At 58.9% G+C, this 13,426-nt stretch carries 13 protein-coding genes; 8 read left to right on the top strand and 5 right to left on the bottom strand.

Annotated features, from left to right (window positions below; all coding sequences use genetic code 11):
- Nucleotides 1-19: 19 nt before the first annotated feature.
- From R5N89_RS14210 to R5N89_RS14195, 4 genes are read right to left on the bottom strand one after another with little or no spacing between them, the layout of a single operon-like run.
- Nucleotides 20-1,432, bottom strand: coding sequence for a hypothetical protein (locus R5N89_RS14210; RefSeq protein WP_110569795.1), 1,413 nt, complete (start codon nucleotides 1,430-1,432; stop codon nucleotides 20-22).
- A gap of 9 nt (nucleotides 1,433-1,441) precedes the next feature.
- Nucleotides 1,442-2,626, bottom strand: a complete 1,185-nt coding sequence (locus R5N89_RS14205) for a hypothetical protein (protein WP_110569796.1) — start codon at nucleotides 2,624-2,626, stop codon at nucleotides 1,442-1,444.
- Complete coding sequence (locus tag R5N89_RS14200; protein WP_010511933.1) at nucleotides 2,626-3,213, bottom strand: hypothetical protein; 588 nt, start codon at nucleotides 3,211-3,213, stop codon at nucleotides 2,626-2,628. The genes R5N89_RS14205 and R5N89_RS14200 overlap by 1 nt, the downstream gene beginning before the upstream one ends.
- Complete coding sequence (locus tag R5N89_RS14195) at nucleotides 3,210-3,599, bottom strand: hypothetical protein (protein ID WP_244192243.1); 390 nt, start codon at nucleotides 3,597-3,599, stop codon at nucleotides 3,210-3,212. Before R5N89_RS14195 ends, R5N89_RS14200 begins: the two co-directional genes overlap by 4 nt.
- A gap of 85 nt (nucleotides 3,600-3,684) precedes the next feature.
- On the opposite strand from R5N89_RS14195, the gene R5N89_RS14190 reads away from it, so the two are divergent.
- The 6 genes from R5N89_RS14190 (at nucleotide 3,685) to R5N89_RS14165 (ending at nucleotide 9,244) form a co-directional block, all read left to right on the top strand.
- A complete protein-coding gene (locus R5N89_RS14190; protein ID WP_257997678.1) occupies nucleotides 3,685-3,981 on the top strand; it encodes a hypothetical protein in 297 nt (98 codons plus the stop codon).
- A 349-nt stretch (nucleotides 3,982-4,330) separates the two neighbouring features.
- Nucleotides 4,331-5,134 carry a helix-turn-helix transcriptional regulator gene (locus tag R5N89_RS14185; protein WP_110569797.1) on the top strand — a complete coding sequence of 268 codons (804 nt, stop codon included), beginning with the start codon at nucleotides 4,331-4,333 and terminating at the stop codon, nucleotides 5,132-5,134.
- Between the two features lie 248 nt (nucleotides 5,135-5,382).
- Entirely contained in the window at nucleotides 5,383-6,261 is an 879-nt protein-coding gene (locus R5N89_RS14180) for a hypothetical protein (protein ID WP_205836671.1), read from the top strand.
- A 132-nt stretch (nucleotides 6,262-6,393) separates the two neighbouring features.
- The gene (locus R5N89_RS14175; RefSeq protein WP_014106834.1) at nucleotides 6,394-7,029 is read left to right on the top strand and encodes a DotI/IcmL/TraM family protein; all 636 of its coding nucleotides are present in this window, start codon (nucleotides 6,394-6,396) and stop codon (nucleotides 7,027-7,029) included.
- Complete coding sequence (locus R5N89_RS14170; protein WP_078524682.1) at nucleotides 7,026-8,006, top strand: DotH/IcmK family type IV secretion protein; 981 nt, start codon at nucleotides 7,026-7,028, stop codon at nucleotides 8,004-8,006. Before R5N89_RS14175 ends, R5N89_RS14170 begins: the two co-directional genes overlap by 4 nt.
- Nucleotides 8,006-9,244 carry a DotG/IcmE/VirB10 family protein gene (locus tag R5N89_RS14165; RefSeq protein ID WP_110569798.1) on the top strand — a complete coding sequence of 413 codons (1,239 nt, stop codon included), beginning with the start codon at nucleotides 8,006-8,008 and terminating at the stop codon, nucleotides 9,242-9,244. Before R5N89_RS14170 ends, R5N89_RS14165 begins: the two co-directional genes overlap by 1 nt.
- 217 nt (nucleotides 9,245-9,461) lie before the next feature.
- Here R5N89_RS14165 and R5N89_RS14160 read toward each other — a convergent pair whose 3' ends face one another.
- Nucleotides 9,462-10,805, bottom strand: a complete 1,344-nt coding sequence (locus tag R5N89_RS14160) for an IS1182 family transposase (RefSeq protein ID WP_233043190.1) — start codon at nucleotides 10,803-10,805, stop codon at nucleotides 9,462-9,464.
- Nucleotides 10,806-11,168: 363 nt separating this feature from the next.
- Here R5N89_RS14160 and R5N89_RS14155 point away from each other — a divergent pair, with 363 nt between their 5' ends.
- Complete coding sequence (locus R5N89_RS14155; protein ID WP_354680722.1) at nucleotides 11,169-12,095, top strand: hypothetical protein; 927 nt, start codon at nucleotides 11,169-11,171, stop codon at nucleotides 12,093-12,095.
- Nucleotides 12,096-12,112: 17 nt separating this feature from the next.
- Nucleotides 12,113-12,658, top strand: coding sequence for a hypothetical protein (locus R5N89_RS14150; RefSeq protein WP_010511980.1), 546 nt, complete (start codon nucleotides 12,113-12,115; stop codon nucleotides 12,656-12,658).
- The last annotated feature ends 768 nt before the right edge of the window (nucleotides 12,659-13,426 follow it).

Genomic DNA, 13,426 nt, shown 5'->3' with positions numbered 1-13,426 from the left:
TTGTCCTCCAGCAGCACGGTCACGGCGCAGGACTGGCGGTGGGACCGGGATGCATCCGCGTCATGAAATCCGTGACCGCAGTCACAGCCTTGTGCATCATCTCGCGGACCTTCTCGCTCATGTCTTCCAAGGCACTGGCTCCCTCTTTTTTTCCGGGCACTTCGGCAGCAATCCTGCCGATCTCGGCATCGATCTGGGTGAAGCGCTGCGTCACACTGCCGGGCATTCCCATGCGCTGGCCTGTTGCCTCGGCGGCTTCCCTTCCCTTTCCGTAGGCTTCGAGCCTGCTGGTGACATTCTCCAGTTGCGCCGCAAATGCCTGGTTATTCTGTTTCTCCGTCACAAACTGGCTATGCAGATCGGCATACCGGCCACCGGCCTTCATCTCCGACAACACACCGGCAACACCGTCAGGGTCGCCCTTTCCTGCATCTGAAATCGCCGCCATGATGGAGGAAGCTGGCCGCTCCCTGAGGTCACGCAGGGCCTCCACCGCCTGCTTTCCCAGACGTTCGGTCACCTCCAGGCTCTTTTCGTCACGCGCGTTGTGCAGCCGGGTGCTGAAATCGGCGGCCTTTTCCATCCACGATGATGCCGGGCTCGCAGGCTGGCTATCAATGCGCGAGGCAATCGCTTCCGCAAGGCGGGCAAAGCCGCCACCGCGAATAACCTTGACGTCCTCCTGATCCCTGGCCGCCGCGTTCATTTCCCGCGTGTTCGCTGCCGCATTTTCCTTTGTTCCGTTGCCATCCATCGTCGATCGGCTTTCCGGCGCATCTTTTGCGGGACCTGTCTGTTTCTCTCGAAAGTCCTTCTGAGGATCCGTCGTATGGGTCTGTCCGGGTTGACTGCTGGCCGACTGCTCCGGTCCTGGCGGAGCGCCCTCCCCCGGCGACGCCATTCCACGGGTTTTGTCCGGCTGACCTTTCTCATCGTGCGCAGACCCGGCAGCATGGTCATGCCCTGGCGCTGGCTGATGCCCTGGTTCGGGAAAGACGGTCGCCCTCAGGTTCTCGATGGTGTGCGCGATGTCCGGGTGGTCCGGATCCTGACGTCCTTCAACCAGTTCGCTGGCAAGTGTCCGGATCGCGTTTACTTCTGGCTGCTGAAGGCGATGCGTTTCACGCATCATCGCAGCGACCACAGGTTCGTTCAGACCTGGGTAATGCGCCGCGCGCTCTGTCATCTCGGTGCGGAGAGGATGCTCCTTTTCAAGCGTCGGTCCCAAAAGGCGCTCTACATCCTGCACGGCGTATGCGACGCGCGTACGGAAGCCGGGATCATTATGAACGTCAGGCTCACGGGATTCCTGCCGTAGCCGATCATATGCGGCGGCCTGCCCGGGTGCCTGCTTCCTGTATTCGGACTGCACGCGATCAAGGGTTTTCAGCACATCCTCGATATCGCCTGTTTTCTGCTGGGCCTCAGACATGGCAAACCTCTAGGGATTGATCGTGGGGGAAGGCATCGGTGTCAGGCCGTCCTTGAAGGCGACCTCTTCTTCCTGCGCAACCCGGGCAGCTCCCATGGTCGCCAGGTAGAGCCCGAGACGGTAGTTCTGCAGCGCAAGGTAATTGGACTGCGCCATCTCGGTGGCAACTTCGCGCATGACCGATGCGGGAGGCATTGCCTGGAGCGAGGCGTTCCAGCTTACGCTGGAGACCCTGCGATTGACTTCCAGCGCCATGGCCTGCAGCCACGACGCCTTGTCGAGCGGCGTAAGCCCCTCGGCCGTCATTTCGGCCTTCTGGTCCCGCGTGAGCGTGACAGACGGAACACCAAGAGATGTGACGTAGCCCGTGACCCAGCGAGCAAGAGACATACGACTGTTGTACGACCGGCGCCGGGTTGCGGCTTCACGTCCCCGAAGGCTGGACAGCTGCTCGCCACGCAGGGCCGCCGGTGCTACCGGCTGGATGAGCGTGGTCGCATAATCATTGGCTGCATCCACTGCGCCATCCGCGGACAGGGTATCAGCGCCGAACAGGCTGGCGGCACGCTGGTCGGCGTTCGGCAGCCGAGACACGGAAGAGCAGAGCCCCTGCGCCACGTCGTCGGATGAACAGTAGCGCTTGAGGTGCAGGGACATGTTCGCATCCGTGCCCTGTGACTTGCCGTAATAGGAGGGCGTCCCCTGACCTGCCTCACCGCGGGGATCACTCACGGTCGCAATGGCGTACACTGCAGAGCGCGCCGCTTTGGACGCGGCCACGGTGGACTGCTGGGCATCAAGGCCCGCGCAGAATTCCGGGTTCATCAGATGCTCATCCCGGATTCCGGTTTCCTGCTGACGCCGTAGAAATCCGGCCATCGCCGCGTCCTGGGCATCCATGAGTTGCGACTGGGCACCGACCTGGGCTTTCGCGTAATTGGCAACCTGCGTGAAACCCTTCGTCAGGAGAGACGCAACGGAATTCGGGTTTGTAAGGCTACTGAGATTTGAATCGATGCTGTCCGTCAGGTTTTTCGTCATCGTATTGAGGGCATTGCCCGTGAACGCCTGAAGAAGCTTGATCGCTGCAACGACCGCGGCATCACTGAAAAGCGCGTATGCCGGACGCGGCGTGACTGCCAGCACGCAGACACACGAAGCAGCACCAATGGCAACCATCTGCAGCCTGCGCATCAGAACACTCCGTCCACGAGATTGCTCAGGCTGTATCCGGTCGGAAGCTGGGGAGATCCGTTGATATACAGGTCAGTCGTACCGCTCGACGTCCCCGCAATGGCGGTCGCAATTGGCGGACCACCACCACCGAAACTCAGGCTCGGGCACATGAGTCCGCTACTCGAGCCAAAACCAAGCCCCAGGTTAACGCCTGACAGACTGAGTCCACATTGGGTCGACCCCATGGCGTTCCCCCATGCGGCCTGTGCTGCCTGACAGACCTGGCCACCTATCTGGCCCTCGACGGCCTGCAGCAGGGCCGCGGGGTCAAGGCCGTTCGTGATGAGATTCAATCCGGTGCCGTTGAAAAAATTGCTCAGGCAGGACAGGCCGTTGACGCTATCCGGCTGCTTTTCATAGGCGTCGTTGGCCTGGACGCGTTCGTTTACGGCTGTTGCCGCCGCCTGGGTCAGGGCGGCGCAGCCGACGCTTCCCGTCGATGTCGTGGCGCCAGAGGCGCCTGATGACGTGGTCTGCGCATGCCCCTGTATCGATACAAGAGCGGCAGCCACTGACAACAGGACACGGAAGCGCAGACGGATCATGCGGCCTCCTGACGTCTAGCCGGACGCGTCACAGCCTCCAGCAGGGCAATCCTTTCCGGAGCAAGAAGGCGATGAAGCGCCTGGCGCCTGCTTTCCGAGATCACGCCACGTCCAAAAGGGCTGTCCGCCGACAACAGGTCCCTGCGGCCGCGCAGATAGGGGATCAGCGCGTCAAGGGAGCTGACCAGATCAGGCCATTCAGGCGGCGCAACACCAGCGAGGATGGCGTGCCAGGCCGTCCTCGCTGTCATATCATTGTCCAACATCGCAATGACGTCCTCTCCGCCCCTGATGCGCCAGATCTCGCCGAGCGCATCCAGCGCAAGGGCGACATTGGGCATCGGGGAAGAAGGTCCGGATTTCCGGACGGATGAGGGCTTGTTCATGGAACCTTCCTCGGGTGATTACGACGAAGGTGTCGGGCCATCATGCGACCGGTCAGCGAATTCGACGTCGGACCGCGACTTTATTATGACCGACATCAATGACGTCGCCCGCCTGGGCTACCGTGGTCGCCAGAACTTTGTTCCATTCCCGGCCGCCCTGCCAGTCAACAGGAACGCTGGTGTCCACGTCCGCCGCGAACACGACACGCACCCCATGCGGAACGATCTGGCGTATGGCGAAGCCAAGTGGAACCTGCTTTCCGTATCCACTGGCGATATGGAAATATCGACGGGCTGGAACATTGCCGGATGTTCGAGGATCCGTACCAGTACCCGGCAATACGCCCGGCCCTTCCTGACCAGCATCTCCCGATGGGGGTAAGGTCTCCCCGCCAGTTCTCCCCGTTGAGGGCAACATCAATGCCGACTGGGGCGGAGTGTCCGGAGAGGTTGTCTGGACCAGATGAAACGCGGCAGGTGTGACAGATATGGGGCCAGAGGCCAGCGCCATAACCACGGCAGGCATAACAGGCATATGAGTGTCTCCATCAAGCTCTCCTGACCAAAGCAGAGGCCTTTGCGACCTCAGACACCTTTTTTGCGGGCTCCAACTCGACTATCATGACGTTCCGTCACGGCTGATCCCCTGTCAGGACGCGGCCAGTCGATATCTTCTGGATGTTGGAAGTTTCTTTTGCTGAGGAAAACGCCCGCCGTGAGAGTAAACGAAAATGTCCCATGACAATGGCAAGATGCAAGCCGAGGCCTTATTTGCATCCGGCCAATTATATAGAGACATCGGGGAAATCATTTATGACAGGCGGACTGCGCTTGACTGGACGCAGGTGCACCTCGCCAAACTGGCACGGTTGAATGTATCGGTCATACGGAGCATCGAAGCCGGTCGTCCGGTTTCCCTGGAAACATTATCGGCGCTGCTACGGGTGTTTGAGATAGATCCGCGCGATATTCTTCCGCAAGGTGCACCGGAAGGAACATGGTTTGCCCATCTGAATCTGGCGGCATCCGCCACGCAGCTGAAAAAGACCATGAAGCAGTGTTCGGACTACAATCTGGCAATCCAGAAATTACGCGACATTATTGGCAATATTTCCAAAACGTTTAACCTGCCGGAAATACCGGCCAGATTGCCGATCGATCATTATTCACACAGTGTCGCCTTCACCTCGGGGGAACGGCAGGACCTCCTCGAGATATTTGGGCGCAGGATTCAGATCTTCAGGACGCTTCAGGGGGCAACAGCGAGCCAGATCGCCCATAAATCACATGTTTCCCTGACCAGCCTGAGCCTGATTGAAGCAGGGCTGAGAAATCCGAGCCTTGAAACGGTTTATCGCATTGCCGAAGGACTGTCCGTCTCCGTTTATTACCTGATCCCCGGAATACATGACGACGCAGACCTTTTGCGTTCCCTGGACATGACCGCGTGGGCAATGTCCGCGCAATCACAACTCGAAGCCCTCGCTGATCTCGAGTCCATTATTGGTCACCTCGACGATATCGCAAACCACTGACCGGGTGCATGAAGGTATGGAGACTGTCAGGAAAGGGGTCTCCTTTCTTATGGCAGCCCCTGTGCCTTGGACTGTCCATTCCAGGTGATGTGCCCCGGCTGATCACCAACGCGGACCGGAAACCGCGTCCGGAGTCATATTAGCGCGTTCTGCGCTATTTATTTCTTGACGGTTATATAACGCTTAAGAGATATTATTCCCAAAACACGCAGCCTATCCCGAAAACGCGATGACGAGGGCATACCGCCATGAAGTCAGCATCGTTCGGCCAGGTCATAAAACACGGTCTGTTTACATGGCTTCAGACCTATCCCACGCCAGAAATGATACGCGCCCTTTATGCCAGGCTGCGCGACGAGGTCCTTGTGGCGACCATGCTCACCCTGACAGTGCAGGAGGTGAAGGAGTCAGTCGCGCAATGGGCCGACCGACCCCAGAATGTTTTTTACGAAGCGCCTGCACGCAGGGGAGCATGGACAAGGACCCAGTTGCTCATCCTTGGCCAACGCTGGCTCTGTGGTGATAAAACCGCCGACATAGCTGAGATGCTTGGCCGCTCGGCCGGGAGCGTGCGTGCAAAAAGAAAGCAGCTTGGCCTGCCACCGCGCATCAGGCTCTCAAAAATACAGGCGGAGACCATACTTGCCGAAAAGCGGAGCGCCATTCCCGCAGATCCCGAAGCTGTCCTGACATGGGAACAGGCCTCCCTGCTGCCTCATGAAGCCCGGCGGGGACGGACATGGCTTGTCAGGAACAGCCTCAACAGGCTGACCCTCACAGGACATAAGGGAGGAGACAAGGTACGGTGGCACGAGGCCGCCAACATTGAAATCGCCTACCGCCATTTTGCATTTCAGAACCCGCGTGAAATTGCGCGGGACTTCCTTATTTCGGAAAGCGCGCTGAAATCCCAAAGCTGCTGGGAGCAGCTTCCGCCACGACGCGGCGCCAAAGTGCCCTGGTTCATTCACGCGAGGGCCGAATATTATATCGGCGAACACCAGTACATCCGGCGGGAATGCCTCTGCAAGAGCGGATGCTTTTTCTGGACCACCCGCAAGGGTGGTGACCGGGTCAGCAGACGATACCGCCGCAGCATTGCCGCCACGCATGGCATTGCCGCCTGAGTAGTGCCGGGAACCGTCAAAGAAAAAACGTGCTGGTCGCAAGATAGACTTCCAGCCTGCTCTCATCACCGTCGGGAAATGAGAGTAGAGTGATGACCACCTTTTTTCATGCCCCCGTAAGGGAGGCGCGCCATGCGGCTGTTTAATTCCGCAGTAACCAGGCGGCTTACCGACCCCGACTTTCAGGGGATTGTTGTAGACAGATCACTGCTGCTCAACATCGCACTGGCGGGCGTGGTCATCGTGTTCTCGGCGCACGACGCCTATATCCGTGCACACCCGCCCACACCCCTCTATTTCTACGTTGACGGCCAAAATGCTCCCCGACCGGCCGTGGCGCTCACCAGTCCGGTACTTGGCCAGGACCAGCTTCTCGGCTGGGCCGTCAAATGGGCGATCGCACCCTACAACATCAACTATCGTGATTTTCCAACCCAGATGAACACCGCGGGCGCTCACTACACGCTCAACGGATGGAACACCTTTGCAAAGTCTTTCATTACGCAGGGGAATCTGGCGAAACTCAGGGATGCAAAACTGCTCTGTTACGCGCAGCCGACACGGGCCGCGACCGTACGCGCCGAGACTGTCGTGCAGGGACACGCGCGCTACGTAATACAGTTCCCTTTCATCCAGACCTGCGAAAACGTCAACCAGCAGAATACGCAAATGCTGATGGCAACCGTGACGATTGATCGCGTGGAGGACCTGGATCACCCGGATGGACTGGCCATCGAACAGCTTGTCGTCTCGTCGGGGAGGGAGTGACAACTGTGCGAATTCTTTCTCTCTTTCCGCTGACCCTGTCCATCCTGCCACTTGCGGCACTCGCACAGCAGCCATCACAGCCCGGGCCTGCGGCAACGACACCTGCAGACGATCAGGATCAGGCAGCCGAAGATGAAGCCGAGCATGAGGCCATTCCTTTCACGCCCGAAGAAATCCTTCGACTGGGGGAACGCCTGAAGGACGTGCGTCGTGCCACGGAGCAGGTCGGTACGGAATTCGCGACCCCTAATGCGCGCCCGGCGATCCGTGTCTCCTTTGCGCCTGGTCAGCAGACAAGCCTGATCTTTACGACAAAAGGCTATCCGACCGCATTGTCCTTCGTGGACAGCACGGGACAGCCCTGGCCGATCGCATGGAATACGTCTGGCAATTCCGCCAACCCGGACGGCAGCACGAACTGTGCTTCCGGCAAAAGCGGCGCATCAGCCGGGAATCCTGCGGTTGAGACAACAGGTTTCTATACCTGCGTCCCGTTCAAGGGCTCCAATACCATCAATGTCGAACCGATGTCGCTCCAGCCCAGAGGCGGACTGCTCGTAACGCTTCAGAACGCGCCAAAGCCGGTCTCCTTCCTGCTGATCGCGGGACGTGGATCCTACGATGACAACCTGACCGTTCGCATGTCCGAGGGAGGGCCCAATGCCCGGGAGCCGGTCGACAGCCGCCCCGGAGTGCCCGCGACAGGCGAGCCCTACATGAACGCCATGCTAAGCGGCATTCCACCAGCGTCAGCCGTTCCGCTGGCCGTCGAGGGTATTTCACCCGACGACGTGCGCGCCTGGCGGATTGGAAACGAGGTCTATCTTCGCACGCGCCTTCATCTCATGACGCCCTCCTCGGACAGCATGGAGCAGGGTGAAGGGGGATACACGCTCTATGCCTTCCATGAGTCCCCCGTTGTCCTTCTCTCCGATGCGGGACGGACGGTCTCGGCCCATATCAGGGACGCACAGTGATGAAACCCAGATTCAACCAGCTGTTCAGTGATGCGTCGCGGGGCGGAAACCGGCGTCTGCTCGCAATCCTTGGGAGTATCGGCACCGTTCTGGGTGTCACGCTGCTCATCTCCACCATCCACCGTAAGGAGCTTCCACGCTCGGACCCCGGCAGGCCGCCCGCCGCCAACCCCCTGCCCGGCGGCCTGAATTCCAATCCGCGCCAGCAGGAACTCCGCGAAGATCAGATCCGCGACGAGGCAGACCGGGCACAGACTGCAGGACAATCGTATTCACCCGATATTGCACCGGGCACGCCCACCCATCCCGACGACAAGCCTCCCCCGCCCGCAGTCGCCCAGGAGGTCGGGGCGGACGTCAACCCGGCGATGGCCAAGGCCGCCGCGGCGCCAGCCCCGCACGCGCCTGAGGTCGTACCAAGCGTTCCCGTCGTACCAGTGCAGACGGATGCAGCCTTCCGCGCCGCCGTGCCACGTGACCCGCAGCTCCAGAAGGACGCCATCACCGCATACAGACATGCGATCATGGATCTTGCAGGCCGTCTTGATGGACGCTTTCCTGTCACAAATGTACTGTATGAAAAGACGGAAACCGGAAGGGAGCAGACAAAGAAACCGATGGTCTCCCCTTCAATAACTTCGGCGGCGACAGCAAATTCCCAGACGGCCCTCTCCCGCGTCCTTGTTCCTGCCGGGCGGGGGATTTACGCCCATACGGTTTCAGCAACCAACAGCGATCTCGGGGGAGAAATCATCCTGGAAGCTGATTCAGGTCCACTCGCTGGCGACAGGATGAAAGCATCCGTCAGAAGGGCCGGGGGACATCTGAACAGGCTGGTTGTCCGCGTTGATCAGGTCTTCCATAAAAATGATCCAACCCCGATCCAGGTCGAAGGTATGGTGGTTGCGCCGGACACCATGGAAGCTGCGGTGGCCTCAAGCGTTGACCAGCTATACGTTGAGCGCTTTGTTCTTCCCGCCGCAGCCGCCTTTGTCCAGGGGCTCGGGCAGGCGATCGAGATGACGTCGAACACGACCGGTTCGATCGGAGCCCTCGGCAACGTCAACTACGTCCAGTCACTGAATTTCCCGCAACAACTGGGCGTGGCGGCCGGTGCAGCGGCCTCGCAGGTCAACAGCGCGCTCATGCAGCAGATGCCGACCCAGCCGCGCGTAAATCTTGCCGCTCAGGTCAGTGTTGGCGTGATCTTCATGTCGGACGTCGTCATGAAGAAGTAAGAGACTGTTTGAAAACAACCCATTGATAAAAAATAATAAAAGTTTTTGGGTGCTGCCTTTTTTCAAAAAGGCGGCGTTCTTTCGAAGCTTTTGCAAAAAGCTTCACCAAAAACTTCCTTTAATTTTAAAATGCTATGATGTGCTGACTTTTCAAACAGTCTCTAACAGCCTGTCGGGTTGGGCATTTTGCGGCTGATAACGCCAAGGCTGACCTGGCTTATGCTGCCTGAAGCCGCGCCATTCTTTTACAGTTGTATGCGAGAGCAACGAGTGTCCATTCGGTCGTGACTTTTGCAAGGCCACGCAGGCTGAATTTTCTGAAGCCCATGATGCTTTTGATAATTCCAAAGACCGGCTCCACGGTCTGTTTTCGTCGTCTGTAAAGATCTCCGGCTTCTGTAGTTTCCAGCCTGTCCTTCATGGCAAGCCGCCAGGGTTCGGTTATCCGGCGTGGCTCCCTTTCTGCGGGCCGGGGTCGGAAGTCGTAAGGTCTGCGGGCACAGGGCCGTCCAATGGCGACCAGCGGATCAATGCCCTTTTCCCGCAGTTTCCGGACCGCCTGCCCGCTGGCGTAACCGGTATCGGCGAGCACTGTCTTTGGGAGACCGATTGTGTCTTCCATCGACAGCACCGTGTCGGCAAAGGACGGCGCATCCGCTGATGTGGCGACAACGTCGGTTGTCACGATCAACTGGCTGCCTTCGGCGCACACCACGGCCTGGGCATTGTAAGCCTGCCGGAACTCGTGGGCGTCCGAACGCCGCATGAGGCGGCTGTCGGGATCGGTCAGACTGATCTGTCGGTCGGGTGGTGGTTCATCATCGGGCGGTTTGGGCGCCCGGCCGCGACGCCCTGTTTTCGCATCATAAGCGGCTTTCTTCTTCTCGTAGGCCGGTCGCGCCGTTTCAGCCTGCGCCTTCGCATCAGCTTCCAGCCGGGCGCAGGCTTCGTCCAGCTTCGCTTTCAGCGTTTCCCGCCGGGCAAGCTCTTCCGGCAATGCCTGCGGATCTCTGTCTGTGACGTCCGCATGCTCCGCCTGGTCCATCAGTTTCGCGATATCCACAGCCAGCTGTTCGCGCAGCGCCCTGATCCGGTCGTAGCGCACCGAACGGTATTTCGATGCGTCAGCATCGATTTTCGTGCCGTCGATCGACACCACGCCCAGACGCAGCAGACCCGTCTCGCGCGCCAGAAGCAGGACCTGCGCAAATGCAGCTTCAATGGCTGTCCGGTTCGTCCGGCGGAAGGTCGCAATCGTATCATGATCCGGATGCAGGTTCGCCGCCACGAATCGCACCCCGATGTCGCGATATGTCGCCCGCTCGATCCGGCGTGAGGAAAACAACCCGTTCGCATAGCTGAAGATCAGAAGGGCCAGCATCAGGCGCGGATGATACTGCGCCTTGCCTCCCGTGCGCACTGGCACGCAGAACGCACTCATCGGAACCCGCTCAACGGCGGCTACAATGAAATGCGCCATATCATCAGCAGGAAGCCACGACTTCAGATCAGGCGGCAGAAGATACGGCTGAGACCGGTCAAACGGGATGAAGCTGCTCATCTCACCACCTTACAACTTCACCTCTTCACAGGGTACCCTAACCCGACAGGCTGCTAAGGTTTCGGGCACCGGTCGCATGATATCGACGAATTCTGCACTCTCTACCAGAAGGCAGCATTCACCATGACCTCAGCCGCAACCGCAACGACGTCCCGGGATCCGTTCAGCGCGGATCGCGGCATCGAACCTGTTCCGTTCCGCAAGCTGGGCACAATGCCCGAGCCTGACCCTTCGCCCGAGGCGGACACAATTGCCGAGCCACCCTCCCCTCACCTTCAACCTGTAACAGCAGCACCTGACAGGAACCGACCCGTTCCACATGCCATAGCCCTTTTCAGGGCGCTTCCGCGTCGCAGGCAGGTCATGATCGCGGGTACTGCCGTCGGCAGTCTGCTCTCCCTCTTCCTCGTGATGGGCATAGCAAAGAGGCAGGCGTCTCCTCTGGGCCAGGAAGTCGGAATGATTTCCGCCCCGCTGCCATCAGGCCCCAAAGCATCTCCAGCGCCGGGGAACTCACCTACATCATTGCCATCACCCCCGGCATCTCAGGTCTCGGCTACAGATGAGGATCTCAAGGCACTCCTTGCGATGAAAAAGCCGCCCCATCCCGCCGGCCCAATACCGGCTACCCCGTCGGCCGAGAACACGCCCGCGCAGAAACACGACACTGGCATCGAAAAGGCTGTTCCGACGGACGATGCGGTCCAGAAAGCAACCCGCCTGCAAGCGGCTCCCCTGACATCGGACGACCAGTTGCAGGTACTGCAGCTTGTAACAGAAGAAGCAGCACTGGTGCAGCGGACCCGCAGCGACATCGCAGCACTCCGGCAGGATCTTGACCGGCTGCGTATCGCAGATACGGCAAAGGCTTCGGATCTCAACCGCCGGATGTCGCTCCTCGAAGCCAAACGAGCCGTGGCCGACGCCGAAGCGCCCCCGTCAGATGGACCGGCCGCCACACGCGCCGCGGCCGACAAGGCACGGGCAGCTCTGGAAGCGGCGGCGGCCGAGCCGCAGCCAGCACCAACGCCGCCGCAATCTCCAGCGTCCCGGACAGCGAAAATGCGCCCGACGCCTCCTTCTCCGCCCCCGACATGGACGCCCCACTACCGGATACTTGCCGCATCTCCCCAGCTTGCCATGGTGCAGGACGACGCTGCGCCGGCCGGACAACCGCCGCAGTCCGAAATCGAAATCGGCACCGATCTCCGCGGATATGGTCGAGTGCGCGCCATCTCTCAACGCGGCACGATGTGGGTGATCCAGGCTGAACGCGGCATCATCCAGTAAGGCAAGGACACATCGACGTGCAAGGTCTGGTCAACCTCGTCAACGATCTCGCTCTCGCCATGGCCTGGCTGCTGCCAATGGCCTGCTATATTGCAGCGTGGATTGCCTTCCTGACCGGGGCATGGGGATTATGGCAGCAGCGCCAGCCCCAGAACCCGTTCGTCGGCCGTCCCTGGGTGCCCTGGATCGGGATTGTCCTGTCCGGCGTCTTCGCCACTTTTGACAGGATACTCACCAAATCCACCACCTCTGCCGGTCTCGATACGCAGGTTTCGCTGGGAGCTTCTGTCACCGGCTACACGGATGCCGCGACCGGAAGCGTCATTTCCGGGACAGGCCCAGAGGATGCCATCCTGTCAATCGTCAGTGATTTCGCCCTGTTCTTCGAAATGTTCGGCGCCTGGGCGGCGTTCATGGCGGTCGTTGCGTGGAACGCGTCGGCGACCGGAAAAACAAACCGCTCAAAACTCAGTTGCCTCATCCAGTTCGTTTTCGGCGTGATCCTCCTCAATCCCGTCAAGGAAGCAACCTGGATCCTGAGCCACTGGACAATGTCCGGCTAAAATTATGACCCAACCCGTAGCGCTGAGATTGGCCAAGGTTCGATACTTTCTTCCTGCGCCTTTTTTTGATAACCGATAAACATGATAAAATTGGGAAATAATAACCCGAAAAAGCGGGGCGCGCGCCATCTGGAGAGATGGCCACATGTGGCCGTGCGCCAGGGCATTAACCGTGCTGGAGCAATCCGCCGGCTGATCGCAAGGGAACTTGAAGCCGCCGAACGCGATGGCTGGGATGGGTAATCTTGTTCATAACGAACGGACCAAGCTGCGGGCAAACCTGCTGAATACCGCTGCGGGATCTTGCCTTTCGCTAGGTGTTCTATCTCCTTTGGCTGCGTCATTTTTTAATCTGACAGCCAACCGCGTTCCTACTCATATCGTTATCTTGGGAGTCGCTTTCTGGCTGGGAATGGCGTATTTTCTCCATCAGCGGGCACAAGCCGTTTTAGGAGGGCTTCGAGAATGACCTTTATGCAGTTCTTCGCCTTTATTGGCATGCCAATCATCATTGGCGTTCTTGGTTATGGTATTTCTAAAATGCCTATCAAGGATAATTGAGAGTTTATCGTCCGTTCCAATCAATGGTTGATCGTATGATACTTGTTTATAATTAGTATAACAGACCCATAAAATTTGAGGTCCATGCAGAAATAAGGGTGTATTCACGTTAATACCTAAACTATTCTCGATCACTTTCGCTTACTGTTCATATTTTATAGAAATTAAACAAGAAATATTTCATTATTACTAAATATTCGAGCGATT

The organism is Komagataeibacter sucrofermentans DSM 15973 (assembly GCF_040581405.1).
Taxonomy (GTDB): Bacteria; Pseudomonadota; Alphaproteobacteria; order Acetobacterales; family Acetobacteraceae; genus Komagataeibacter; species Komagataeibacter sucrofermentans.
Note: the sequence above shows the minus strand (reverse complement) of the source record. Positions and strands in the feature narration are given on the sequence as shown.

Bases quoted from the DNA above. Each gene is read 5' to 3' on its own strand.
- R5N89_RS14210 (WP_110569795.1), bottom strand. From the start codon at position 1,432: ATGTCTGAGGCCCAGCAGAAAACAGGCGATATCGAGGATGTGCTGAAA.
- R5N89_RS14205 (WP_110569796.1), bottom strand. From the start codon at position 2,626: ATGCGCAGGCTGCAGATGGTTGCCATTGGTGCTGCTTCGTGTGTCTGC.
- R5N89_RS14200 (WP_010511933.1), bottom strand. From the start codon at position 3,213: ATGATCCGTCTGCGCTTCCGTGTCCTGTTGTCAGTGGCTGCCGCTCTT.
- R5N89_RS14195 (WP_244192243.1), bottom strand. From the start codon at position 3,599: ATGAACAAGCCCTCATCCGTCCGGAAATCCGGACCTTCTTCCCCGATG.
- R5N89_RS14190 (WP_257997678.1), top strand. From the start codon at position 3,685: ATGACCGACATCAATGACGTCGCCCGCCTGGGCTACCGTGGTCGCCAG.
- R5N89_RS14185 (WP_110569797.1), top strand. From the start codon at position 4,331: ATGTCCCATGACAATGGCAAGATGCAAGCCGAGGCCTTATTTGCATCC.
- R5N89_RS14180 (WP_205836671.1), top strand. From the start codon at position 5,383: ATGAAGTCAGCATCGTTCGGCCAGGTCATAAAACACGGTCTGTTTACA.
- R5N89_RS14175 (WP_014106834.1), top strand. From the start codon at position 6,394: ATGCGGCTGTTTAATTCCGCAGTAACCAGGCGGCTTACCGACCCCGAC.
- R5N89_RS14165 (WP_110569798.1), top strand. From the start codon at position 8,006: ATGAAACCCAGATTCAACCAGCTGTTCAGTGATGCGTCGCGGGGCGGA.
- R5N89_RS14160 (WP_233043190.1), bottom strand. From the start codon at position 10,805: ATGAGCAGCTTCATCCCGTTTGACCGGTCTCAGCCGTATCTTCTGCCG.
- R5N89_RS14155 (WP_354680722.1), top strand. From the start codon at position 11,169: ATGATCGCGGGTACTGCCGTCGGCAGTCTGCTCTCCCTCTTCCTCGTG.